The 20,433-nt window shown below is 69.4% G+C and carries 21 protein-coding genes; 10 read left to right on the top strand and 11 right to left on the bottom strand.

The window, feature by feature from the left end; translation table 11 throughout:
• Positions 1–184: 184 nt before the first annotated feature.
• Positions 185–685: a YbjN domain-containing protein gene (locus tag ACK3BB_RS08400; RefSeq protein ID WP_428928273.1), complete on the bottom strand. Its 501-nt coding sequence runs from the start codon at positions 683–685 to the stop codon at positions 185–187.
• Between the two features lie 465 nt (positions 686–1,150).
• Positions 1,151–1,405, bottom strand: a complete 255-nt coding sequence (locus ACK3BB_RS08395) for an accessory factor UbiK family protein (protein ID WP_428928272.1) — start codon at positions 1,403–1,405, stop codon at positions 1,151–1,153.
• A 94-nt stretch (positions 1,406–1,499) separates the two neighbouring features.
• Here ACK3BB_RS08395 and lgt point away from each other — a divergent pair, with 94 nt between their 5' ends.
• The 4 genes from lgt (at position 1,500) to ACK3BB_RS08375 (ending at position 5,713) form a co-directional block, all read left to right on the top strand.
• A complete protein-coding gene (gene lgt, locus ACK3BB_RS08390; RefSeq protein WP_428928271.1) occupies positions 1,500–2,420 on the top strand; it encodes a prolipoprotein diacylglyceryl transferase in 921 nt (306 codons plus the stop codon).
• Entirely contained in the window at positions 2,417–3,475 is a 1,059-nt protein-coding gene (locus ACK3BB_RS08385; RefSeq protein ID WP_428928270.1) for a class I SAM-dependent methyltransferase, read from the top strand. The genes lgt and ACK3BB_RS08385 overlap by 4 nt, the downstream gene beginning before the upstream one ends.
• Positions 3,472–4,227: a peptidoglycan editing factor PgeF gene (pgeF, locus tag ACK3BB_RS08380; protein ID WP_428928269.1), complete on the top strand. Its 756-nt coding sequence runs from the start codon at positions 3,472–3,474 to the stop codon at positions 4,225–4,227. Before ACK3BB_RS08385 ends, pgeF begins: the two co-directional genes overlap by 4 nt.
• Before the next feature lie 835 nt (positions 4,228–5,062).
• Positions 5,063–5,713, top strand: coding sequence for a Hint domain-containing protein (locus ACK3BB_RS08375; protein WP_428928268.1), 651 nt, complete (start codon positions 5,063–5,065; stop codon positions 5,711–5,713).
• Between the two features lie 93 nt (positions 5,714–5,806).
• Here ACK3BB_RS08375 and ACK3BB_RS08370 read toward each other — a convergent pair whose 3' ends face one another.
• The 3 genes from ACK3BB_RS08370 to ACK3BB_RS08360 form a co-directional block, all read right to left on the bottom strand.
• Positions 5,807–6,307, bottom strand: a complete 501-nt coding sequence (locus ACK3BB_RS08370) for an Lrp/AsnC family transcriptional regulator (RefSeq protein WP_428928267.1) — start codon at positions 6,305–6,307, stop codon at positions 5,807–5,809.
• A gap of 97 nt (positions 6,308–6,404) precedes the next feature.
• Entirely contained in the window at positions 6,405–6,929 is a 525-nt protein-coding gene (locus ACK3BB_RS08365; RefSeq protein WP_428928266.1) for a glyoxalase superfamily protein, read from the bottom strand.
• Positions 6,926–8,371, bottom strand: a complete 1,446-nt coding sequence (locus tag ACK3BB_RS08360; protein WP_428928265.1) for an MATE family efflux transporter — start codon at positions 8,369–8,371, stop codon at positions 6,926–6,928. Before ACK3BB_RS08360 ends, ACK3BB_RS08365 begins: the two co-directional genes overlap by 4 nt.
• Before the next feature lie 540 nt (positions 8,372–8,911).
• Between ACK3BB_RS08360 and trxB the strand changes: the two genes are divergently transcribed.
• The 3 genes from trxB to ACK3BB_RS08345 all read left to right on the top strand — a co-directional run bounded on the left by trxB (position 8,912) and on the right by ACK3BB_RS08345 (position 13,706).
• Positions 8,912–9,877, top strand: a complete 966-nt coding sequence (gene trxB, locus ACK3BB_RS08355) for a thioredoxin-disulfide reductase (RefSeq protein ID WP_428928264.1) — start codon at positions 8,912–8,914, stop codon at positions 9,875–9,877.
• A gap of 225 nt (positions 9,878–10,102) precedes the next feature.
• On the top strand, positions 10,103–11,791 hold the full coding sequence (locus tag ACK3BB_RS08350; RefSeq protein ID WP_428928263.1) for an adenylate/guanylate cyclase domain-containing protein: 1,689 nt from the start codon (positions 10,103–10,105) through the stop codon (positions 11,789–11,791).
• Positions 11,792–11,987: 196 nt separating this feature from the next.
• A complete protein-coding gene (locus ACK3BB_RS08345) occupies positions 11,988–13,706 on the top strand; it encodes a bifunctional sulfate adenylyltransferase/adenylylsulfate kinase (RefSeq protein ID WP_428928262.1) in 1,719 nt (572 codons plus the stop codon).
• A 192-nt stretch (positions 13,707–13,898) separates the two neighbouring features.
• Here the strand turns inward: ACK3BB_RS08345 and ACK3BB_RS08340 are convergent, their stop codons facing one another.
• From ACK3BB_RS08340 to ACK3BB_RS08330, 3 genes are read right to left on the bottom strand one after another with little or no spacing between them, the layout of a single operon-like run.
• Positions 13,899–14,789 carry a PhzF family phenazine biosynthesis protein gene (locus ACK3BB_RS08340; protein ID WP_428928261.1) on the bottom strand — a complete coding sequence of 297 codons (891 nt, stop codon included), beginning with the start codon at positions 14,787–14,789 and terminating at the stop codon, positions 13,899–13,901.
• Between the two features lie 7 nt (positions 14,790–14,796).
• A complete protein-coding gene (locus tag ACK3BB_RS08335) occupies positions 14,797–15,021 on the bottom strand; it encodes a DUF1150 family protein (RefSeq protein WP_428928260.1) in 225 nt (74 codons plus the stop codon).
• 3 nt (positions 15,022–15,024) lie between these two features.
• A complete protein-coding gene (locus ACK3BB_RS08330; RefSeq protein WP_428928259.1) occupies positions 15,025–15,441 on the bottom strand; it encodes an Hsp20 family protein in 417 nt (138 codons plus the stop codon).
• A 468-nt stretch (positions 15,442–15,909) separates the two neighbouring features.
• On the opposite strand from ACK3BB_RS08330, the gene ACK3BB_RS08325 reads away from it, so the two are divergent.
• Positions 15,910–16,134, top strand: coding sequence for a YdcH family protein (locus tag ACK3BB_RS08325; protein WP_428928258.1), 225 nt, complete (start codon positions 15,910–15,912; stop codon positions 16,132–16,134).
• Between the two features lie 56 nt (positions 16,135–16,190).
• Here ACK3BB_RS08325 and ACK3BB_RS08320 read toward each other — a convergent pair whose 3' ends face one another.
• A complete protein-coding gene (locus ACK3BB_RS08320) occupies positions 16,191–16,505 on the bottom strand; it encodes a DUF1272 domain-containing protein (protein ID WP_428928257.1) in 315 nt (104 codons plus the stop codon).
• A gap of 139 nt (positions 16,506–16,644) precedes the next feature.
• Between ACK3BB_RS08320 and purE the strand changes: the two genes are divergently transcribed.
• Entirely contained in the window at positions 16,645–17,133 is a 489-nt protein-coding gene (purE, locus tag ACK3BB_RS08315) for a 5-(carboxyamino)imidazole ribonucleotide mutase (protein ID WP_428928256.1), read from the top strand.
• Positions 17,126–18,217: a 5-(carboxyamino)imidazole ribonucleotide synthase gene (locus ACK3BB_RS08310; protein ID WP_428928255.1), complete on the top strand. Its 1,092-nt coding sequence runs from the start codon at positions 17,126–17,128 to the stop codon at positions 18,215–18,217. The genes purE and ACK3BB_RS08310 overlap by 8 nt, the downstream gene beginning before the upstream one ends.
• 210 nt (positions 18,218–18,427) lie before the next feature.
• Here ACK3BB_RS08310 and ACK3BB_RS08305 read toward each other — a convergent pair whose 3' ends face one another.
• Both ACK3BB_RS08305 and ACK3BB_RS08300 read right to left on the bottom strand, forming a co-directional pair.
• A complete protein-coding gene (locus ACK3BB_RS08305; RefSeq protein WP_428928254.1) occupies positions 18,428–19,588 on the bottom strand; it encodes an alpha-D-ribose 1-methylphosphonate 5-triphosphate diphosphatase in 1,161 nt (386 codons plus the stop codon).
• Positions 19,585–20,424, bottom strand: a complete 840-nt coding sequence (locus ACK3BB_RS08300; RefSeq protein WP_428928253.1) for a DMT family transporter — start codon at positions 20,422–20,424, stop codon at positions 19,585–19,587. The genes ACK3BB_RS08305 and ACK3BB_RS08300 overlap by 4 nt, the downstream gene beginning before the upstream one ends.
• Positions 20,425–20,433: the final 9 nt, after the last annotated feature.

Genomic DNA, 20,433 nt, shown 5'->3' with positions numbered 1-20,433 from the left:
CCCGGGGGGACACGCGCCCTGCCCCGGCCCTTTCATGGCATCGGGGCACGGCATGCGCGGCCCCGACCGGCGGGATGGCCCGGGCCTGTCGGCCCCGGCGGTCACCCCGCACCGGAGGCCGGTCCAGCCAGCCCCCCACATCCTGTAGAGGGGCCCGGCCCGACCGGGCCCCGAGGCCGGGACATTAGGCGCGACCGTAGGCCTCTGCAATGGCCACCTGCATGGCATCGGCCGGGCTGCGATCGCCCCAGACCAGCAGCTGCATCGCCGGGTAGAACCGTTCGGCGTTCAGCACGGCCGCGGTGATCAGCGTGTCGATCTGGTCGGCCGTGGCAACCTGGCCGCCCGACAGGACCAGCCCGTAGCGGTAGACCATCAGTTTCTGCGCCGCCCAGAAGGTGAACGACCCGGTCCAGCACTGATCGTTGACCAGGTTGAGCAGTTCGTAGAGATCGGAATGGCGCTCTTCGGGCGGTTCCATCTCGAAGGTGCAGACCATGCGCAGGGTTTCGTCATAGGCCGACCAGGCCAGGGTGATCGAATAGGTGCGCCATTGTCCTTCGACGGCCATCGCGATCTGGTCATCGCCGATCCGGTCGAAATCCCAGTCATGGTGTTCGGCCAGGTGCTCGACGATGTCGATGGGGTGAATCTCGTCTTCCAGATAATGCTCGGAAAGGGCCATGGTGCCACCTCGTGTATCGCTGGGGTAAGTGAGCCAATGGCCCCCGACCCTTAGGTGCCTGTTCTACAAGCCGGGGCTCGCCCCCGTGCCCGCACTAAATATGGTGCGGGCGCAGAAAGCCCGTGGCAACCATTATTTTGGGGATAAGCCCAATTACTTGTGGATGACCGGGCAAACGCACCGAAATGTCGTCAAACCCGGGCGCCGGGATGCGCGGATCCTGCGCCGGGCCGGCCCAAGGCGGAACATGGACGCAAGGGCATGCGGTGTGACAGGGGCCGCGGCGCGGGTAAAGGGGCGAATCCCGCGCCGGCACGCCCGGATCATGGCGCCGGGGCAGACCGGCGGGCCGGGCCGGACAACCGGGCACCAAAGGCGGGCCACGAAAAAGTGACGCCCCCGCCGGGACAGCGGGGGCGTGCAGCATCTGTGGTCATCCCGGCCCGGAAAACCGGGGGCCGGGGATCACTCGGGCGTGGCGGCCTTGGCTTCCAGCACGGCCAGGCGCGCTTCGAGGGCGGCGTTTTCCTCGCGGGCCTTCTGGGCCATGGCACGCACGGCGTCGAATTCCTCGCGGGTGACGAAATCGCGGTCGGCCAGCCAGCGGTCGATCATCGATTTCATCGCGGTTTCGGCTTCTTCCCGCGCACCGTGCGCCACGCCCATGGCGTTGGTCACCAGCTGCGAGATATCGTCCATGAGCTTGTTGCGGGTCTGCATCTGTCATCTCCCTGTGGGCTTGTCCGTTATATGGAGGCACCGGGCGGAAGGGGCAAGGTTGACGCGCGCCCGGACCGCAGGCAAAGGAGCCGCCATGATCGCCGCTGCCCTCCAATTCCCCGACCTGTCGCCGGAACTGCTGTCCTTCGAGATCGGCGGATTCGCCTTTGCCCTGCGCTGGTACGCGCTGGCCTATATCGCCGGCATCCTGATTGCCTGGCGGCTGGGCGTGGCCGCCGTGCGCCGGCCGCAGCTGTGGCCGGGTGACAGCCCGCCGATGACCGACCGCCAGATCGAGGACATGCTGACCTGGATCATCCTGGGCGTCATCCTGGGCGGGCGACTGGGCTTCGTGCTGTTCTACCAGCCGGGCTATTACCTGACCCATCCGGGCGAGATCCTGCGAATCTGGCAGGGCGGCATGGCCTTTCACGGCGGGCTGCTGGGCGTGATCGTGGCGGCCTGGCTCTATACCCGGCGCCAGGGCATCGCCCAGATGCAGGCCGCCGACCTCATTGCCTGCACCGTGCCGCCGGGCCTGTTGCTGGGCCGGCTGGCCAATTTCGTCAATGGCGAGCTTTGGGGCCGGGCTTCGGATGCGCCCTGGGCCGTGATCTTTCCCGATCCGCGGGCGCAGATCTGCGACGGCGTGGCCGGGGTCTGCGCGCGCCATCCCTCGCAGCTCTACGAGGCCGGGCTCGAAGGCCTGTTGCTGGGCGGGCTGCTGCTGGTCATGGTCTGGCGGCGCGGGGCGCTGAAGAAACCGGGGCTGGTCTGCGGCACGTTCTTTGCGGGCTACGGCATGGCCCGGTTCATCGTCGAGTTCTTCCGCCAGCCCGATCCCCAGTTCATCACCCCGGGCAACCCGCTGGGCCTGGCCTGGCAGGTCGGCGGCTGGGGGCTGACCCAGGGCCAGGCCCTGTCGCTGCCGATGATCGCCTTCGGCCTGTGGCTGGCTCTGCGCGCGCAGCGCCGGGCCCGGGCGGGGGACGCGGGGCGCAAGGCCGGCGCATGAGCCTGGCCGATCACCTCGCCGCGCGGATTCGCACCGAGGGGCCGCTGAGCCTGGCCGATTACATGGGCGATGCCCTGCTGCACCCCGTCCATGGCTATTACACCACCCGCGATCCGCTGGGCGCGGCGGGCGATTTCACCACCGCCCCCGAGATCAGCCAGATGTTCGGCGAGATGCTGGGCCTGTGCCTGGCGCAAAGCTGGCTGGACCAGGGCGCGCCCGGGGCCTTTACCCTGGCCGAGCTGGGGCCGGGCCGGGGCACGCTGATGGCCGACGTGATGCGCGCCACGGCCGCCGTGCCCGGGTTTCACCAGGCCGCGCGGATCGTGCTGGTCGAGGCATCGCCCACCCTGCGCAAGGCCCAGGCCGCAACGCTGGCGCCCCACGCGCCGCACTGGATCGACCATGCCGGCGCCCTGCCCGACGCCCCGCTCTGGCTGGTGGCCAACGAATTCTTCGACGCCCTGCCGATCCGCCAGTTCGTCCGAGACGGCGCGGGCTGGCGCGAGCGGCGGATCGGGCTGGAAGGCGAGGCGCTGGCCTGGGGCCTGGGGCCGACCGGCCCGCAGCCGGCCCTGGCCGGGCGGCTGGCCGATACGGGCGACGGTGACCTGGTCGAGATCTGCCCCGCCCTGCCGGCCATCGCCGAAGAGATCGGACAGCGCATCGAATCCCATGGCGGCGCGGCGCTGATCATCGATTACGGCGACTGGCGTTCGCGCGGCGACACGCTTCAGGCCCTGCGCGCCCATGCGCCGGTCGACGTGCTGGACACCCCGGGAACCGCCGACCTGACCGCCCATGTGGATTTCGAGGCCCTGGCCCGGGCCACGCCCTCGGCGGTGACGGCCATGACCCCGCAGGGTGTCTTTCTCGAACGGCTGGGCATCACCGCCCGGGCCCAGGCGCTGGCCCGCGGTCTGCGCGACGCGGCGCTCGACAGCCACATTGCCGCACATCGGCGGTTGACGCATCCGCAGGAAATGGGAAACCTGTTCAAGGTGCTGGGCTTCCATCCGGCACGAGCCATCCCTCCCGCAGGGTTCCAGACTTGATGCTCGAACGTCTCACTTCCGCCGAACTCTCTCCCGTCTCGCACGGGTTCTTCACCCGCCGCGGCGGGGCGTCCTCCGGCATCTTTGCCGGGCTGAACTGCGGCCGGGGGTCTTCGGACCAGTCCGAGGCCGTGGCGATCAACCGTGCCCGGGTGGCCGAGGCCATGGATGCCGACCACGACGCCCTGGTCGGCGTGCGCCAGGTCCATTCGGCCCGGGCGATCACCGTCGACGGGCCGCTCGACCCCGAGACCGAGGCCGATGCCATCGTCACCGCCACGCCCGGCCTGGTGCTGAGCGTGCTGACCGCCGATTGCCAGCCTGTGCTCTTTGCCGATCCCAGGGCCGGCGTGGTCGGCGCGGCCCATGCCGGCTGGCGCGGGGCGCTGGACGGGGTGCTGGATGCCACCGTCGAGGCGATGGAAGCGGCGGGCGCCCGGCGAGCGGATATCGTTGCCGTGATCGGCCCGACGATCAGCCAGCGCAATTACGAGGTCGGCCCGGAATTCCTGGATACCTTCCTGGCCGAGACGCCCGACAATGCCCGGTTCTTTGCCAATGGCCAGGGCGATCGGCTGCAATTCGACCTGCCGGCCTACGGGCTGCACCGGCTGCGCAGCGCCGGGGTGGGCCATGCGGAATGGACGCGCCATTGCACCTATGACGATGCCGAGCGGTTCTATTCCTACCGCCGGTCGACCCATGCCCGCGAGGCCGATTACGGCCGGCTGCTGTCGGCCATCCGGCTTTAGGCCCCGGCCCCCGCGGGCGGTCGTGGAAATTCCCGTAAACGGACATTCTCGCGACATGCCCCGGCCTTATCGCCGCCCGAATTCGCGGACATCCTGACCCTTGCCCGACGCATGGCCATGACCTGCGCGGCCCCAAGGGAGGAGCCCCCAGGATGCATCACCGTTTCACCGCGCCCCTGCAGGCCCGGTCGCTGCCGGCGCGCCCGGCCGGTGCGGCGCGCGGCCCCCTGCCCGGCCCATCCGGCCCGCCCGCGCCGACGCGCCGCGCGGCACATTTCTGAGATCCCTCCGGGGTTTTCGCGCGCGCCTGCAACGCCGCGCCCCGGCACCGGTCGGAACAGCTGCTCGTGTTTCGACCGGAAAGTCGCCCGCCCCCGTCCCGGGGCGGGCGGTTTTCGTTTTCGGGACCGCCCCGCGCGCGGCGGCAGCCGCCAAAGTCCCGCCGCGATTCCCGCGGCCTGCGCGGAAATGTGGCGCGAAAGGCCCGAACACGGGCAACAATGCCCGGACCTGCGCGGGGATTGATCATGTCCGCCGGAGATTTGCGACGAATTTTTGACAAAATCCGGCGAAGCCCCAAGTCTGGTCGCAGAAGTTGTCACATTCACTCAGTGTCCTTCTGTCGTTGTCGGTGGGGGCCGGCGCAGATGCGACCCTAACCAGGGCCGTTTTTAACATGTCGAACTTCCGTCCCATCGCGGCTTTCACACCGCGGTCAGAGCAGGGCGATTCCCCCGCTGCCACTCCCGTTTCCGGGCCCGGCCGTGCCGGCCTGCCCGCACCACACACTGCGACACATCCCGGATCGTCTCCCGTTTCGCCGCTGCGCCCGCAGGTGCGCCGCTATCGCATCCGCACGCTGGACGCGCGGGGCGACATCACCGAGAGCTTCCAGCTGGCTCCGGCCCTGCCGCTCTTCGAAGAGGCCTTTTCGGCCTTTGCCCGGGGCTCGACCGTCGAGACCGACATGGGCCCGATGGCCGTCGAGGACCTCTTGCCCGGCGACCGGGTGATGACCCGCGACGGCGGGGCGATGGAGATCCGCTGGATCGGGTCGACGATCTACGTGCCGGGCCATGCCAGCCACAAGGCGCGCAACCTGCACCTGACGCGGATCATGGCCGACAGTTTCGGCCTGGCCCGGCCCTCGGCCTGCCTGCTGACCGGCCCGGCCGCGCGGCTGTTGCAGGGGGGCAGCGAGGGGATGCTGACCCCGGTGCAGGGCTTTGTCGACGGGATCAGCGTGATCGAAACCGCCCCGCCCGCGCCGGTCGAGCTGTTCCACATGTGCCTGGCGCGCCATGCGGTGATCCGGGTCGGCGGCATGGAGTTCGAAACCTATCACCCCGGGGCCGATGCCGCCCGGCGGGTGGGCCAGAGCCTGCGCCCGGCCTTCATGGCCTTGTTTCCGGGGATCGGAGGGCTGGAGGATTTCGGACGCCCGGCCTACAAGCGCGCGCCTTTCGGCCTGGCCGAAGCGGTCTGACGGCCCGCCCGGTGGAGAGGCCGGGCCGGGATATTTTCAAAGAGAAAGAAGCAGCAGAAGCGCCCCTGTCGAGCGGGGGCGCCGAGAGGCGGCTCAGGCGCTGCGGCTGAGCCGTTCCTCGAGGATGTCGAAGGGCACGCCCGGTTCATCCTTGGCCCCCCGGATGACCAGCGATGTCTTGACGCTGGCAACGGTGGGATGTTTCAGCAATTCGTCGGTCAGGAAGGATTGAAAGGTCGACAGGTCGGGGGCCACGCATTTCAGCATGAAATCGACCTCGCCGTTGAGCATGTGGCATTCGCGGACCAGCGGCCAGTGGCGGCAGCGGTCCTCGAAGGCCGAGAGATCGGCCTCGGCCTGGCTCGACAGGCCGACCATGGCAAAGACCTGGACTTCGAAGCCCAGTTCGCGGGCGTCGACCTCGGCATGGTAGCCGCGGATATAGCCGGCCTCTTCCAGGGTGCGGACCCGGCGCAGGCAGGGGGGTGCCGAAATGCCGACCCTGCGGGCCAGTTCGACATTGGTCATGCGGCCATCCGCTTGCAGTTCGGCCAGAATCTTGCGATCGATCGGGTCGAGGCGGGTCGTTGCCATCGTGCTCACCTCCGTTTTGCATTTCTTATAGCAGCGCGCGTCGATTGCGCAATAATCTTTCGCCGCGCCGCAGTACAGCCCCTAAATGTGAAAATTCTCACGATTTTCCGGACGCCGCGCTTTTGGCCCGGCTGCCGCCCGTTTGCAAGGCCAAGCCGCCGGGTTTGCGGCGGCGGGGCGGGCGCGGCGGGCGGGCCGGGCCGGTCACGACAAGATGGGGCATGCCGTCCGAGGTCAGGCGCAGGCTCCGGCCGCGGGCGTCGACATCGGCGGTGACCCGGTGGCGCAGGTTGGAAAATCCGGCGAATCGCACGGTGTCGACCGGCCGGTCAAAGCGCAGGGACAGGCGCAGCTTGCCGTCCGGCAGCGGCAGGGCCTGCAGGATGCGCCCGGTGAAGGACCGGCCGAGGAACCGGCCGGCCACCCGCGCGCCGGGATGCAGGGCCGGGCCGGCCGAGGTGGCCAGCCGGGCCGAGAGGGTGTTCCAGTCGCGCGCGCCCATCTGCCGGGCGACCAGGTCCAGGGCCTGGCCATGGGCGATGACCTGGCCGCGCCGGGCCAGGGCCGCACGCAGGGCCCGGGCCCGGGCCTTGAGGGCCGCGCGATCAGGCAGGTCGGTCATGGGCCGGTGGCCAGGGCAAAGCCCGGCCGGCCCGGCCGGCGCAGGCGCCACCAGGTGCCGAGAGCCAGGGCGATGAGCAGGGCATCGGCCAGCGGCAGGGCGTACCAGATGGCCTGCGGGCCAAGCGCCCAGCCCAGGGCGACGATCAGCGGGGGCTGCAACAGGTAGGGCTTGGACAGGGTCAGCAGGGCTGCCCGCCCGGCCTGGCCCACGGCCTGGAAATAGAGGGCCAGCAACAGGATGGGCGCGGAAAGGGCATATAGGGCCATCATCGGGCGCAGGATGCGGCCAAGCTCGGCGATGATGGCCGGATCGCCGGTGAACATCCCGCCAATCGCCGGGGCCAGGCCAAGGAAGGCGGCTTCGACCCCCAGGCCATAGGCCAGCCCGGCGGCCAGGCTGAGGCCCAGGACGCGGTCGGACCGGGCCGGCAACCCGGCCCCGACATTGTTGCCGGTGATCGATTGCATGGCCTGGGCCAGGCCCATCAGGGGAAGGAAGACAAAGCCCATCAGCCGGGTGACCAGCCCGTAGGCGGCAAGGGTGGTGACGTAATCCGGGGCATCTGTTGCCTGCAGCGTGGTGATGATCACCGTGGCGACCAGGGCCAGGCCCAGGAAATTGAGGCTGAGCGGGGCGCCAAGGGCCAGGATGCGGGGCCAGCCGCCCCACCAGCGATGGGCCAGCAGGGCGGCCAGCGGCAGCGGCGTGTCGATCCGCCCACGGGCGGCCAGGGCCAGGCCAAGCGCCAGGGTCTGGGCCGCGGCGGTGCCAATGGCCGACCCCGCCACGCCCAGGCCCAGCCGGGCGATGAGCACGTAGTTCAGGGCCAGGTTGACCAGGGTGACCAGCACGCTCAGCCCGGCCATCAGCATGGCCCGGCCTTCGCTGCGCAGGGCATCGACCTGCAGGCCCAGCCAGAACATCACCGGCGCGGCGCCGACCAGGATGGCCAGGTAGCGCCAGGCCATGTCGGCGACCGGCCCCGCGCCGCCGGCCAAGCCCCGGGTCAGCCCGGCGCCGGCCAGGGCAAAGCCGGCAGCCAGGACCAGCGACAGGGCAAGGGCCAGGCCATGGGCACTGGCCAGCAGGGCGCGGGCCCCGGTGACGTCGCCGGCGCCCAGGCGGCGGGCCAGCAGGCTGGCCATGCCCGAGCCGACCATTGTCGACAGGGCGATGAGCAGAGCGAAGACCGGGAATATGGCGCTGACGGCGGCCACGGCCGAAGGGCCGACATACCAGCCCAGGAAGGCAGCATCGACGATGTTGAGCGAGCCCGACAAGGTCATGACCAGGATGATTGGCGCGGCCGTCCGGGCCAATATGGCCCCGGGCGGGGCGACCAGGTAGGGGCTGGCGGCGGGGCTGTTCGCGGCATCGCCGGGAGAGGTGGCGGAGGATGCGGCGGGGTGTGACGATGCGGCGGGGTGCGTGGCGGACATGGATCTGGGCTCCGGCAAGGCGCCTGGCATCGGGGGCCTGCATTGCCCGGCGGCGCAAGAACCGTTGGGTCGGGACAAGATCCGGCCGGACTTCACCATGGCCATGCGGCCTGCAGGCGGCAGGGGTCCGGCGCCCGGCCCGGCCATAGCAGCGCGCCCTGCCCCGGTCAATCGGCGCCGGCCAGGCTCGGCCACCCCGGCGCGGTGCCGGGCGTGGCGGCAACGGCGCGGTGCCGGACATGGCAACCCCGGCGCAGGGCCGGGGATGGCGACAACGGCGCAGGATCGTGCATGGCGGCAACGAAGCAGGACCCGGTCGGGCGGTTCGGGCACGGGACCCGGCTCGGCGGCAAAGGCGCAGGGCCCGGCTTGGCGGCATCTGCGCGGGCCCGGGCCCTTGCGTCACAGCCGACCGGGGCTCGTGCAAGCGGCCGGTTCGGGGGTTCCACCCGCTGGCCCCAGGCCCTATATCCCTTGTCCTGCACCTGCCTGCACCCGACACGCCCCGCGCCCCACCACAGCCCTTCCGGGAGAGACGACATGAGCGACACGCGCCACACCAAGGTCCTGATCATCGGCTCCGGCCCGGCCGGTTACACGGCCGCCGTCTATGCCAGCCGCGCCATGCTGGAACCGCTGCTGGTCCAGGGGCTGGAGCCCGGCGGCCAGCTGACCACGACGACCGAGGTCGAGAACTGGCCCGGCGAGACCGAGATCCAGGGCCCCGACCTCATGGTGCGCATGGAGGCCCATGCCAAGGCCGTGGGCACCGAGATCATCGGCGACATCATCACCGATCTCGACCTGTCGCAGCGGCCCTTCACGGCGAAGGGCGACAGCGGCACGACCTACACGGCCGATGCCGTGATCCTGGCCACAGGCGCCCGGGCGAAATGGCTGGGGCTCGACAGCGAGGAGGCCTTCAAGGGCTTTGGCGTCTCGGCCTGTGCGACCTGTGACGGGTTCTTCTACCGGGGGCAGGAAATCGTGGTTGTCGGCGGGGGCAACACGGCGGTGGAAGAGGCGCTGTTCCTGACCAATTTCGCGTCCAAGGTCACGCTGATCCACCGGCGCGACGAGCTGCGGGCCGAGAAGATCCTGCAGGACCGGCTGCTGAAGAATCCCAAGATCCAGCCGCTGTGGTTCCACGAACTGGCCGAAGTGGTGGGCGAGGACAATCCCAAGGGCGTCGAGGCCGTGCGGGCCCGCGACGTGCGCACCGGCGAGATCACCGAGATCCCGGCCAAGGGGGTGTTCATCGCCATCGGCCATGCGCCGGCCAGCGAGCTGGTCAAGGACCAGCTGGAGACCCACCACGGCGGTTACGTCAAGGTCGATCCGGGCACCACGCGGACCTCGATCCCCGGCGTCTTTGCGGCCGGCGACCTGACCGACCATGTCTATCGCCAGGCGGTGACCAGCGCCGGCATGGGCTGCATGGCCGCGCTGGACGCCGAGCGGTTCCTGGCCGCGCAGGATGCCACCGTGGCGGCGGCGGCCGAGTAAGCGCTCCGAACCGCGCCCCCAGGGGCGCGGTGCCTCCGGCGGGGAATATTTTCAAAGAGAAAGAAGCAGGAGCGCGGCGCTTGCTGCTTCTTTCTCTTTCCAAGTATCCATTCGTCCGGCCGGCCAAAGGGCGGGCCATTCCATAACGCGAACCGGCATGCACATTGACCCCGGCCGACGCCCCGCCCAAGGTGCGCCCATGATGCACCCAGACCGGATCCGGGAATGAGCGCCCTCTGGCGGGGCAGCCGCGTGGCGAAGCTGAGGATCGCCAGCGGGCTGGTGCTGTTCACCCATGCCCTCTTCCATTTCATCAACCTGGGCCTGGTGCTTGTCTCGGTCGAGGCGGCCGCGGCCATGCAGGAGGTGCGCGAGGCCATCCAGCATTCGCCGCCGGGCTCCCTGGTGCTTTACGGTGCGCTGCTGAGCCACGTGGTGCTGGCCCTGGCCCGGCTGGCCGGGATGCGCCGGTTCCGCATGCCGCTGTCGGCCTGGGTGCAATACCTGTTCGGCCTGGCCATCCCGATCCTGCTGATCCCGCATTTCACCTTTGCCCGGCTGGCCGACCAGGAGTTCGGCGTCAACGTCCAGATCGGCTTCATCGCCGGCCTGATCTGGGACACGCCCGACGGCTGGAAACAGGCGCTGCTGCTGATCTTTGTCTGGGTCCATGGTTGCATCGGCCTGCACATGTGGCTGCGCATGACCAACTGGTGGCAGCGCTGGGAACCGGTCATGGCCGGCCTTGCCGTCTTCGTGCCGACCTGGGCCATGGCCGGTTATGTCGCCGAAGCCCGCCGGATCACCGCCCTGCTGGCCGATCCGGCCACCGCCCCGCTGGCCAGGGCCGGCTACAACTGGCCCGATGCCGCGACCTTTGCCACGCTGATCGACATCCGCCACGCTACCCTGGCCGCCTTTTATGCCGCCCTGGCCGCCACGGCCCTGGCCTTGGGCCTGCGCCGGCTGCTGGCCCGGCGCGGCACCTTCCGCGTAACCTATGTCGGCGGCCCCCAGGTCACCAGCCCGCGCGGCCCGACCCTGCTGGAAATCAGCCGGGCCAACGGAATTTCCCATGCCGCGCTCTGCGGCGGGCGCGGGCGCTGTTCGACCTGCCGGGTCATCGTCGAGGAGGGCGGCGACCAGCTGCCCGCCCCGTCCGAGGCCGAGGCCCGCACCCTGGCCGCGGTCAATGCCCCGCCCGACGCCCGCCTGGCCTGCCAGATCCGGCCGACCGAACCGCTGACCGTCTTTCGTGTCTTCCGCGGCGACGGCCGCCACAACCGGGCCCATGCCAGCGAAGGCGAGGAGCGCCGGCTGGCCATCCTGTTCCTCGACATCCGCGGCTTCACCGCGCGCACCGCCGGGCAGTTCCCCTATGACGTCGTCTTCCTGCTCAACCGGTTCTTCGATGCCATCGTGCCCCAGATCACCGGCGCCGGCGGCAGTGTCGACAAGTACCTGGGCGACGGTCTGCTGGCCGTCTTCGACGCCCGCGACCCGGCCACCTCGGCCCGCAACGCGCTGGTCGCCGCGCAGGGCATCGGCTCGGCCCTGGACACGTTCAACACCACGCTCAAGGCCGAGGGCGCGGCGCCTGTCCATATCGGCATCGGCCTGCACCTGGGCGAGCTGGTCATGGGCGAGATCGGCGCCGCCGGCCACGCCCCGCGCACGATCATCGGCGACACGGTCAATGCCGCCAGCCGGCTGGAAGGCGAGACCAAGACCCTGGGCGTCGAATTGCTGGTCTCGGCCCCGCTGTTGCAGGTGGCCGGCCACGACACCGCCCCCCTGCCCCTGGTCTCGCTCGACCTGCGCGGCCGCGACCGCCCGCTCGACGCCCTGCCCGTGGCCCGGGCGGCCCGACTCGATGCTGCCCTGGCCGCCCCCGGCCCTGCAGCTTCCGGATGAGCGGCGGCCAGCGCCTGTTCGACCGGCAAGAACCCACCCAAAATCGCCGATTCCCGCCGGTTCGGGTGGGATAATTGGGCACATCGGCCCGAAATCGGCCATCCGGCGCTAGACTTTCGAGCGCTGCCCAGTTTATGCCGCAGCCGACCGGACGGCATTACCGTCGCCCTGTGCACGAAACATCGAGAGATTTGAAATGACAGTGCTTAGCAATCTGGCCCCAATCCCTGAACTTTACGTTTCTTATGACAGTGCCGAAAAACTCAAGGTCGAGGCCGGCAATTACAAGAGCCACGACCTGACCCCGCGCCAGATCTGCGATCTCGAACTGCTGATGAACGGCGGCTTTGCCCCGCTCAAGGGCTTCCTGTCCGAGGAAGACTATGACGGCGTCGTCGAGAACATGCGCACTACCGACGGCACCCTGTGGCCGATCCCGATCACCCTGGATGTGTCGGAGAAATTCGCCGAAACGCTGGAAATCGGTGAAGACATCGCCCTGCGCGACCAGGAAGGCGTCATCCTGGCCACCATGACGGTCACCGACCGCTGGGTGCCGAACAAGTCGAAGGAAGCCGAAAAGGTCTTTGGCGCCGACGACGATGCCCACCCGGCCGTCAACTACCTGCACAACCATGCCGGCAAGGTCTATCTCGGTGGCCCGGTCACCGGCATCCAGCAGCCGATCCACTATGATTTCCGCGCCCGCCGCGACACGCCCAACGAGCTGCGCGCCTATTTCCGCAAGCTGGGCTGGCGCCGCATCGTGGCCTTCCAGACCCGGAACCCGCTGCACCGCGCGCACCAGGAACTGACCTTCCGCGCCGCCAAGGAAGCCCAGGCCAACCTGCTGATCCACCCGGTGGTCGGCATGACCAAGCCCGGCGACGTCGATCACTTCACCCGCGTGCGCTGCTACGAGGCCGTCCTGGACAAGTACCCGGGCTCGACGACCACCATGTCGCTGCTGCCGCTGGCGATGCGCATGGCCGGCCCCCGCGAGGCCGTCTGGCACGGGCTGATCCGCAAGAACTACGGCTGCACCCATTTCATCGTCGGCCGCGACCACGCCGGCCCCGGCAAGAACTCGGCCGGTGAAGATTTCTACGGCCCCTACGACGCCCAGGATCTCTTCCGCGAGCATGCCGAGGAAATGGGCATCGAGATGGTCGATTTCAAACACATGGTCTACGTGCAGGAACGCGCCCAGTACGAGCCCAACGACGAGATCGCCGACAAGGATCAGGTCACCATCCTGAACATCTCGGGCACCGAGCTGCGCCGCCGCCTGGCCGAAGGCCTGGAGATCCCCGAATGGTTCTCCTTCCCCGAGGTCGTCAACGAGCTGCGCAAGACCAAGCCGCCGCGGGCCAAGCAGGGCTTCACCGTCTTCTTCACGGGCTTCTCGGGTTCGGGCAAGTCGACGATCGCCAACGCGCTCATGGTCAAGCTGATGGAAATGGGCGGCCGTCCGGTTACCCTTCTGGATGGTGACATCGTGCGGAAAAACCTCAGCTCCGAGCTGGGCTTCTCGAAAGAGCACCGTGACCTGAACATCCGCCGCATCGGCTATGTCGCATCGGAAATCACCAAGAACGGCGGTATCGCCATCTGTGCCCCGATCGCGCCCTATGCCACGACCCGCCGGGCCGTGCGCGAGGATATCGAGCAATACGGCGCCTTTGTCGAAGTCCATGTCGCGACCACGATCGAGGAATGCGAACGCCGTGACCGCAAGGGGCTCTACAAGCTGGCGCGCGAAGGCAAGATCAAGGAATTCACCGGGATCTCCGACCCCTACGACGTGCCGGAAAGCCCCGAGCTGCGCCTCGACACCGAGAATGTCGATGTCGACAATTGCGCACACCAGGTGATCCTGAAGCTGGAAAGCATGGGCCTGATCGCCGCCGTCTGATCGGCAGCATCAGCCAGGAACGCAAGCGGCCCGGAGAGCGATCTCCGGGCCGTTTTTCATGGGCGGGATGGTTTGTGGCGAGGGCTTGGGGCGGGTCTGTGACAGATTTTTCGCAGGAAAATCTCGGGCCGCGCGCAGATCCCTGCCCGGCGACCTCAGCCCGATAATTTCCATCCGAAAATTATCGCCGCGCTAGACCTCGGCCGAGGCCGGCAGGATGACATCGCCCTGCATCAGCACATAGCCCCGCCCGGCCACCTTGACCCCGCTCATGGCGTCGGGCGTGCCGACGCGGGTCACCCGGGCCAGCCCGGGCCGGCCCATCCAGTGGCCCTGCTCGGCCGTGAACCCGGCATGATCCATAAGCCCGTTGGCCCAGAGATAGGCCGCCATGGCCCCCGTGGCCGAGCCGGTAAAGGGGTCCTCGGGCGGCATCGGCGGCGGCAGCAGCAGCCGCGAGAAGGTATCGCCCCGCTCCGTCGCGCCTTGCAGCGTCACGAGGAAAGGCTCGAGCACGTCGTCAACGGCCACGCCGCAGGCCGCCTTGAAACTGGCCATGGCCTCGGGGTCCAGCCTAGCGGCGCGCAGCGCATCGTGGTCGCGCAGGACGGCAATGCAGAAGGGCAGCCCCGTCGACACGACCTGTGGCTCGCCCAGGATGGCATCGACCGGCAGCCCCGCCGCCCCGGCCACCACCGCCCGGCCCGGCATGATGCCGAACTGAGGCGCGGCCTGGGTCATCTCGATTAGGTCGCCCTCGATGGTGATCGGCACCACCCCGGCCCCGGTTTCCAGCGTCAGCCGGTCGCCCCGGGCAAAACCCCGGGCCAGCAGGGCCGAGACCGTGGCAATGGTCGGATGACCGGCGAAGGGAATCTCGCCCGTGGCCAGGAAATAGCGCACCCGCACGTCGGCCACGTCGGACGGGCCGGTAAAGGTGCATTCCACCAGCGAGGTTTCCCGCACGAAGGCCTTGCAGGTCGCGGCATCCAGCGCCGCACCGTCATGGACAACGGCACAGCCATTGCCCCCGAAGGCCCGGTCGGTAAAGGCGTCGACCCAGTCGAAGGCATAGCGTTTCATGGCCGGCTCAGTGCAGCGAGACGGGGGCGTAGTCGTTCTGGCGCGCCAGGGCAAAGGCCATGCGCCGGTCGGCCACCAGGGCCAGCTGCTGGCCCTCGGAATCGTGCACGGCATAGAGCAGGTCCAGCCCCTCGGCCTCGGCTTGCACCTCTTCGGGCAGGTCGGCCACTTCGACCGTCTTGACATAGACGATGGGGTGTTCGCCGGCTTCGAATTCGTATTTCTCGTTCATGACTTACCCTTTCCTGATGCGGATCGTCTGCACCACCGGCTCGGGCACGGCCCGGGTCAGATCGACATGCAGCAAACCGTTTTCCATCCGTGCCTCGCCGACCTCGACACCGTCGGCCAGCACGAAAACCCTCTGGAACTGCCGCGCCGCGATGCCGCGGTGCAGAAAGATCCGCCCGTCCGCCTCGTCATCGACCTGGCGGCCGCGGATGACCAGCTGGCGGTCCTCGACGGTGATGGCCAGGTCCTCTTCGCGAAACCCCGCCACGGCCAGGGTGATGCGATAGGAATGGTCCGAGGTCTGTTCGATATTGAAGGGCGGATAGCCCCCGTTTTCGGACTTTGCCGTCCGTTCCAGAAGCCGTTCCAGTTGCTCGAACCCCAGGAGATGGGGGTAGGAGCCCAGTGTGAGTTTCGTCATCGACACGTCCTTTGATCGAAAGCGACGGGTGGTACGGGCCCCGTTGTGGCGGCCCCTGACCCAGAATATGGGGTCCGCGCCGGAACGCAACAAGGCCCCGCATGCCGGCCCGTGACCGCGCCGTGATCGCACCACATCACCTTTGCCCCCGGCGTGGCCGGGCATCAGGGGCAACGCTCGACACCGCTGGCAGCAATGGGCACCCTGGGTTTCACCGGGCATGACGCGGGTCATCGGGCATAAGGGCCGCCCCATACAGAGCATGAGGGACTGCCGCTCTCTGACGGCAAGGCCCGGTCCGCCTCCCCTCCCCCATCCTGCCCCCCGGCCCTTTTCGCGGCCCATGTTCCGCCCAAAACGGCCCGTGATCCATGGGCCATTAACCACGTGCCGTTAACAAAGACTGGCACCAGGCCCCGCCGCGACCTATAGTTCGGGAACCCCCTTGATCGGAATCATGCGGCCCGAATGAACGTGCAGTCAGATCTTTCGATGAAAACCGACGAGGTGCTGCGCGTCGAACTCGAAGTCTTCCGTCGCCAGCACCGCGATCTCGACCAGGCCATTTCGGCGCTGGAGGAAAGGGGCACCGGTGACCAGCTGACCATCCGCCGGCTGAAAAAGCAGAAACTGCTGCTCAAGGACAAGATCTCGCTGATCGAAGACCGGCTGACCCCCGACATCATCGCCTGATCCGGCCGCCACCGGCCCGCCGTTTATCCCATCATACGCCCCGGCAAGACCGCCGGTCAGCGGTCCCCGGGCGCGATGTCGCGGATGCGGGCGACATGGGCGGCGATGTCCTCGGGGCTGAACCGGCTGTGGTGGCGCTGTTGACCGGCCGGGTGATGGGCCAACCCCAGCGACAGGTCTGCGCGCCAGGCCCGGCGCGGGCGGATGGGACGCGGGGCAAAGCCACCGCCGCAGGTCGGGCAGACATCGCAGAGCCGGGTCTCGACGCAATCGGCGCAATAGGTGCATTCGTAGGAACAGATCCGGGCCTCGGCGCTGTCGGGCGGCAGGTCCTTGTCGCAAAGCTCGCAATTCGGGCGCAATTCCAGCATCTTTTCCCCTTTCTGTCCGCCGTCTGCCGGGCGTTGGCCAAGGCCCCGGACCGCCTGGCCCGATGCCCCCAGATCCCGCATTGCCCAGCGAAACGATCCCGCTATAGTACGCGCTCTTTCGCCAGCGGGGACAAGAGACATGAGCGATATCGAGGTGGGAATCATCATGGGCAGCCAGTCGGACTGGCCCACCATGAAAGAGGCCGCCGACATCCTGGACGCCCTGGCGATTCCCTACGAGGCACGCATCGTGTCGGCCCATCGCACGCCGGATCGGCTGTGGGATTACGGCCGGGCGGCAGCCGGGCGCGGGCTGAAGGCGATCATCGCCGGGGCCGGCGGAGCGGCGCATCTGCCGGGCATGATGGCGTCCAAGACGCGGGTGCCGGTGATCGGCGTGCCGGTCCAGACCCGGGCCCTGTCGGGGGTCGATTCGCTTTATTCCATCGTGCAGATGCCCAAGGGCTTTCCCGTGGCGACCATGGCCATCGGCGCTGCCGGAGCGGCCAATGCCGGGCTGATGGCCGCGGGCATCCTGGCCACCTCCGATCCGGCCCTGGCCGAACGGCTGGATGCCTGGCGCGCGGCGCTGTCGGCCTCGATCCCCGAGGTGCCCGTCGATGAGTGATCGCCGCACGCTCGCCGCCCCGCTGGCCCCCGGGTCGGTCATCGGCATCCTGGGCGGTGGCCAGCTGGGCCGCATGCTGGCCATGGCCGCCGCACGGCTGGGCCTGCGCTGTCATGTCTACGAACCGGCGGCCAACCCGCCGGCCGGCCAGGTGGCCGAATGGGTGACCACCGCGCCCTATGACGATGCCGACGCCCTGCGGGCCTTTGCCGAGAGCGTCGATGTCATCACCTATGAATTCGAGAACATCCCCACGGCGGCGCTGGACCTGCTGGAAGACCTCCGGCCGATCCGGCCCGGGCGCGAGGCGCTGCGGGTCAGCCAGGACCGGCTGACCGAAAAGACCTGGCTGACGGAACTGGGGCTGACCACCGCGCCCTTTGCAGATTGCCCCGACCTGGCCGCGCTGGACGCCGCGCTGGCACAGATCGGCACGCCGGCGATCCTGAAGACCCGGCGATTCGGCTATGACGGCAAGGGCCAGGTGCGGATCGACGGGCCGGAAATGGCGGCCGAGGCGCTCGACGCCTTGCAAGGTGCGCCGGCGATCCTGGAAGGCTTCGTGCCCTTCACCTCGGAGATTTCGGTCATCGCGGCTCGGGGCGTGGATGGCAGCGTGGCGGCCTTTGACCCGGGAACCAACGTGCATCGCGACGGCATCCTGCGCACGACAAGTGTGCCGGCCCCGATCACCGCGGCCCAGCGGACCGATGCGGTGCTGCTGGCCGGGCGCATCCTGAACGCGCTGGATTACGTTGGTGTCATGGGGGTCGAGCTTTTCGTGACGGGCAGCGGGCTGGTGGTCAACGAGATCGCGCCACGGGTGCATAATTCGGGCCATTGGACCCAGGCGGGCTGTGCGGTGGACCAGTTCGAACAGCATGTGCGGGCGGTGGCCGGGCTGCCGCTGGGCGACGGCCAACGGCATGCGGACGTGATCATGGAGAACCTGATCGGCGACGACATGGACCGGGTGCCGGGACTGTTGCGCAACGCTGACACGCAGGTACATCTCTATGGCAAGGCCGAGACGCGGGCCGGGCGCAAGATGGGCCATGTGAACCGGATTCAGCGGGCAGGCTGACACGGGCGGGGCCCCTGCCCGGGGACGGCGCCTGGCGGGGCCTGGACGGCCGGATATTTGAGAAGAGAAAGAAGCAGCAAGGTCGGGCGATTGCCCGGCCTTGTCTTGGTTTGGCGGTGGGGTTTTTTGATCCCCTGCCCGGGGGAGGCGCCGGGTGGATGGGCAGAGGCCGGATGTTTGGGAGGAGAAACGGGCGGTCGGCTGTGCGCCTCAGGCGGCGAGGAAACGGTGGGCGACGGGGGCGGCCATGTGGGCGACGCGGCCGCGGGTGATGGTGGCGCCGATGCGCCAGGTGGCGGGATCGAGCACGACGAGGTCGGCGCGCAGGCCGGGGCGCAGGGTGCCGCGATCGGCCAGGCCCAGAACGCGGGCCGGGCCGGAGGAGACCAGGGCCCAGGCACCGGCCAGGTCGGTGACGCCGTCGTCGACCAGCCGTTGCACCGCCCGGCGGAGCGAGGGGTAGTGGTAATCCGAGGCCAGGGCATCGCAGAGCCCGGCAGCCACCATGTCGAGCGCCGGGACATTGCCGTTGTGCGAACCGCCGCGCACGACGTTGGGCGCGCCAAAGACGATGGCTCCGCCCCCGGACCGGGCGGCGGCGGCGGCCTCGGCGGTTTCGGGGAATTCCGAGACCGGCACGCCACGGGCGGCCCAGACGTCCCGGGCCTCGGCGGTGCGGTCGTCGTGGCTGCCCATGCGGATGCCCGCGGCCGACAGCCGGGCGGCAAGGGCTTCGAGCGCGGCGGGCACCTCGGACTGGCGGGCGTGCAGGGCCTGCATCAGGGCCAGGTGGGCGTCGGGGTTGCGCCCGGCCTTCAGGGCCTGGCCGGTCAGGCGCGGAGGCTTGCGCCCCTGGGCCAGCCGGTCGTGCGGCAGGTGGTCGTTGAACACCAGGTAGCCCACGCCCCAGTCGTGCAGCCGGGCCGGCAGATCGGCGTAATCGTCGAGCAGGTGGGTTTCGAAGCGCAGCTGGGGCAGCATGTCGGTCAGCATGTCGGGCCGGGCCGCGCGGATGGCGCGAAAGACCCTGTCGGCGAAATCGACGCCGCGCAGCCCGCCTTCCCAGCTCATGAACTGGGCAAGGACACCCGTGGTGATGCCATTGGCCGACAGCTCGGCATCGACGGCCTGCAACCCGGTGGCCAGCTCCATCATCGCGCCGCGCCGGGGGGCCAGGTGACGTTCGAACCCGTCGCCATGCACGTCGACGATGCCCGGCAGGACCCAGTAGCCCGCCAGGTCGACCGACCGGCCCACCGGGCCGTCGGCGATCAGCCCGTCGGCCAGCGACAGCCGTGCATCGACCAGCCCGTCGCCGGGCAGAAGGACCTGCGCGCCCCGCAGGTCGAGCGACAGCGCCGGGCCGGTCATCGGCGGATCGCCAGGGCGATGCCGCCCAGCACCAGAACCGTGCCGCCCAGCAGGCGCAGGCTGGCGGTTTCGCCCAGCAGGACAACTCCGGCGGCCAGGGCAATGACCGGCACGCTGGTCTGCAGCACGGCGGCCAGGCCGGTATCGAGCCGGGGCAGCACGGCATACCAGGCGGCATAGCCCAGCCCCGAGGTCAGCGCGCCCGAGATCAGCGCCAGGGCCAGCCCGGCGCCCGAGATGCCGGCCAGACCGTCCAGGCCTTCGGGCAGCAGGCCCAGCAGGGCCACGGGCAGCAGGGCGGCCACGAAATTGGCGGCCGTGCCGGCCAGGGCATCCGGCTCGCGCCGGCCCAGCAGGGTATAGGCGGCCCAGCCCAGACCGGCGGCCACCATCAGCCCGGCCGCCAGCGGATCGACGGCCAGCCCGCCTCCGGGCCAGAGCACGGTGACCAGCCCGGCAAAGGCAATGCCCGCCCCGGCCACCTGGCGGGCGCCGGCCGGCGTGCCGGTCACGGCCGTCCAGGCGAACATCGAGACCTGGACCACGCCGAAGAGGATCAGCGCACCCAGCCCGGCGTCGAGCGAGCGATAGGCCAGCGAAAAGCCCAGCATGTAGACGGCCAGCGCCAGCGCCCCCTGCCAGCGCCCGGGCACGGCGAGCGGCAACCGCCCACCACGCAGGCGCACCAGCAGGGTCAGGACCAGGGCGCCCGAAGCCACGCGCAGGGCGGCAAAGGCGCCCGGGCCGATCGCCCCGCTGTCGACGGCCAGGCGGTTCAGGATGGAATTCGCGGCAAAGGCCACCAGGGTCAGGCAGGTCAGCAGGGCAAGTTTCATGCCGCCTCC

The sequence above is a fragment of the Marinibacterium sp. SX1 genome (assembly GCF_050389775.1).
Classification (GTDB): Bacteria; Pseudomonadota; Alphaproteobacteria; order Rhodobacterales; family Rhodobacteraceae; genus Marinibacterium.
This window is presented reverse-complemented; position numbering and strand designations above follow the sequence as displayed.

Bases quoted from the DNA above. Each gene is read 5' to 3' on its own strand.
- ACK3BB_RS08400 (WP_428928273.1), bottom strand. From the start codon at position 685: ATGGCCCTTTCCGAGCATTATCTGGAAGACGAGATTCACCCCATCGAC.
- ACK3BB_RS08395 (WP_428928272.1), bottom strand. From the start codon at position 1,405: ATGCAGACCCGCAACAAGCTCATGGACGATATCTCGCAGCTGGTGACC.
- lgt (WP_428928271.1), top strand. From the start codon at position 1,500: ATGATCGCCGCTGCCCTCCAATTCCCCGACCTGTCGCCGGAACTGCTG.
- ACK3BB_RS08385 (WP_428928270.1), top strand. From the start codon at position 2,417: ATGAGCCTGGCCGATCACCTCGCCGCGCGGATTCGCACCGAGGGGCCG.
- ACK3BB_RS08370 (WP_428928267.1), bottom strand. From the start codon at position 6,307: ATGGCAACGACCCGCCTCGACCCGATCGATCGCAAGATTCTGGCCGAA.
- ACK3BB_RS08365 (WP_428928266.1), bottom strand. From the start codon at position 6,929: ATGACCGACCTGCCTGATCGCGCGGCCCTCAAGGCCCGGGCCCGGGCC.
- ACK3BB_RS08360 (WP_428928265.1), bottom strand. From the start codon at position 8,371: ATGTCCGCCACGCACCCCGCCGCATCGTCACACCCCGCCGCATCCTCC.
- trxB (WP_428928264.1), top strand. From the start codon at position 8,912: ATGAGCGACACGCGCCACACCAAGGTCCTGATCATCGGCTCCGGCCCG.
- ACK3BB_RS08350 (WP_428928263.1), top strand. From the start codon at position 10,103: ATGAGCGCCCTCTGGCGGGGCAGCCGCGTGGCGAAGCTGAGGATCGCC.
- ACK3BB_RS08345 (WP_428928262.1), top strand. From the start codon at position 11,988: ATGACAGTGCTTAGCAATCTGGCCCCAATCCCTGAACTTTACGTTTCT.
- ACK3BB_RS08340 (WP_428928261.1), bottom strand. From the start codon at position 14,789: ATGAAACGCTATGCCTTCGACTGGGTCGACGCCTTTACCGACCGGGCC.
- ACK3BB_RS08335 (WP_428928260.1), bottom strand. From the start codon at position 15,021: ATGAACGAGAAATACGAATTCGAAGCCGGCGAACACCCCATCGTCTAT.
- ACK3BB_RS08330 (WP_428928259.1), bottom strand. From the start codon at position 15,441: ATGACGAAACTCACACTGGGCTCCTACCCCCATCTCCTGGGGTTCGAG.
- ACK3BB_RS08325 (WP_428928258.1), top strand. From the start codon at position 15,910: ATGAACGTGCAGTCAGATCTTTCGATGAAAACCGACGAGGTGCTGCGC.
- ACK3BB_RS08320 (WP_428928257.1), bottom strand. From the start codon at position 16,505: ATGCTGGAATTGCGCCCGAATTGCGAGCTTTGCGACAAGGACCTGCCG.
- purE (WP_428928256.1), top strand. From the start codon at position 16,645: ATGAGCGATATCGAGGTGGGAATCATCATGGGCAGCCAGTCGGACTGG.
- ACK3BB_RS08310 (WP_428928255.1), top strand. From the start codon at position 17,126: ATGAGTGATCGCCGCACGCTCGCCGCCCCGCTGGCCCCCGGGTCGGTC.
- ACK3BB_RS08305 (WP_428928254.1), bottom strand. From the start codon at position 19,588: ATGACCGGCCCGGCGCTGTCGCTCGACCTGCGGGGCGCGCAGGTCCTT.
- ACK3BB_RS08300 (WP_428928253.1), bottom strand. From the start codon at position 20,424: ATGAAACTTGCCCTGCTGACCTGCCTGACCCTGGTGGCCTTTGCCGCG.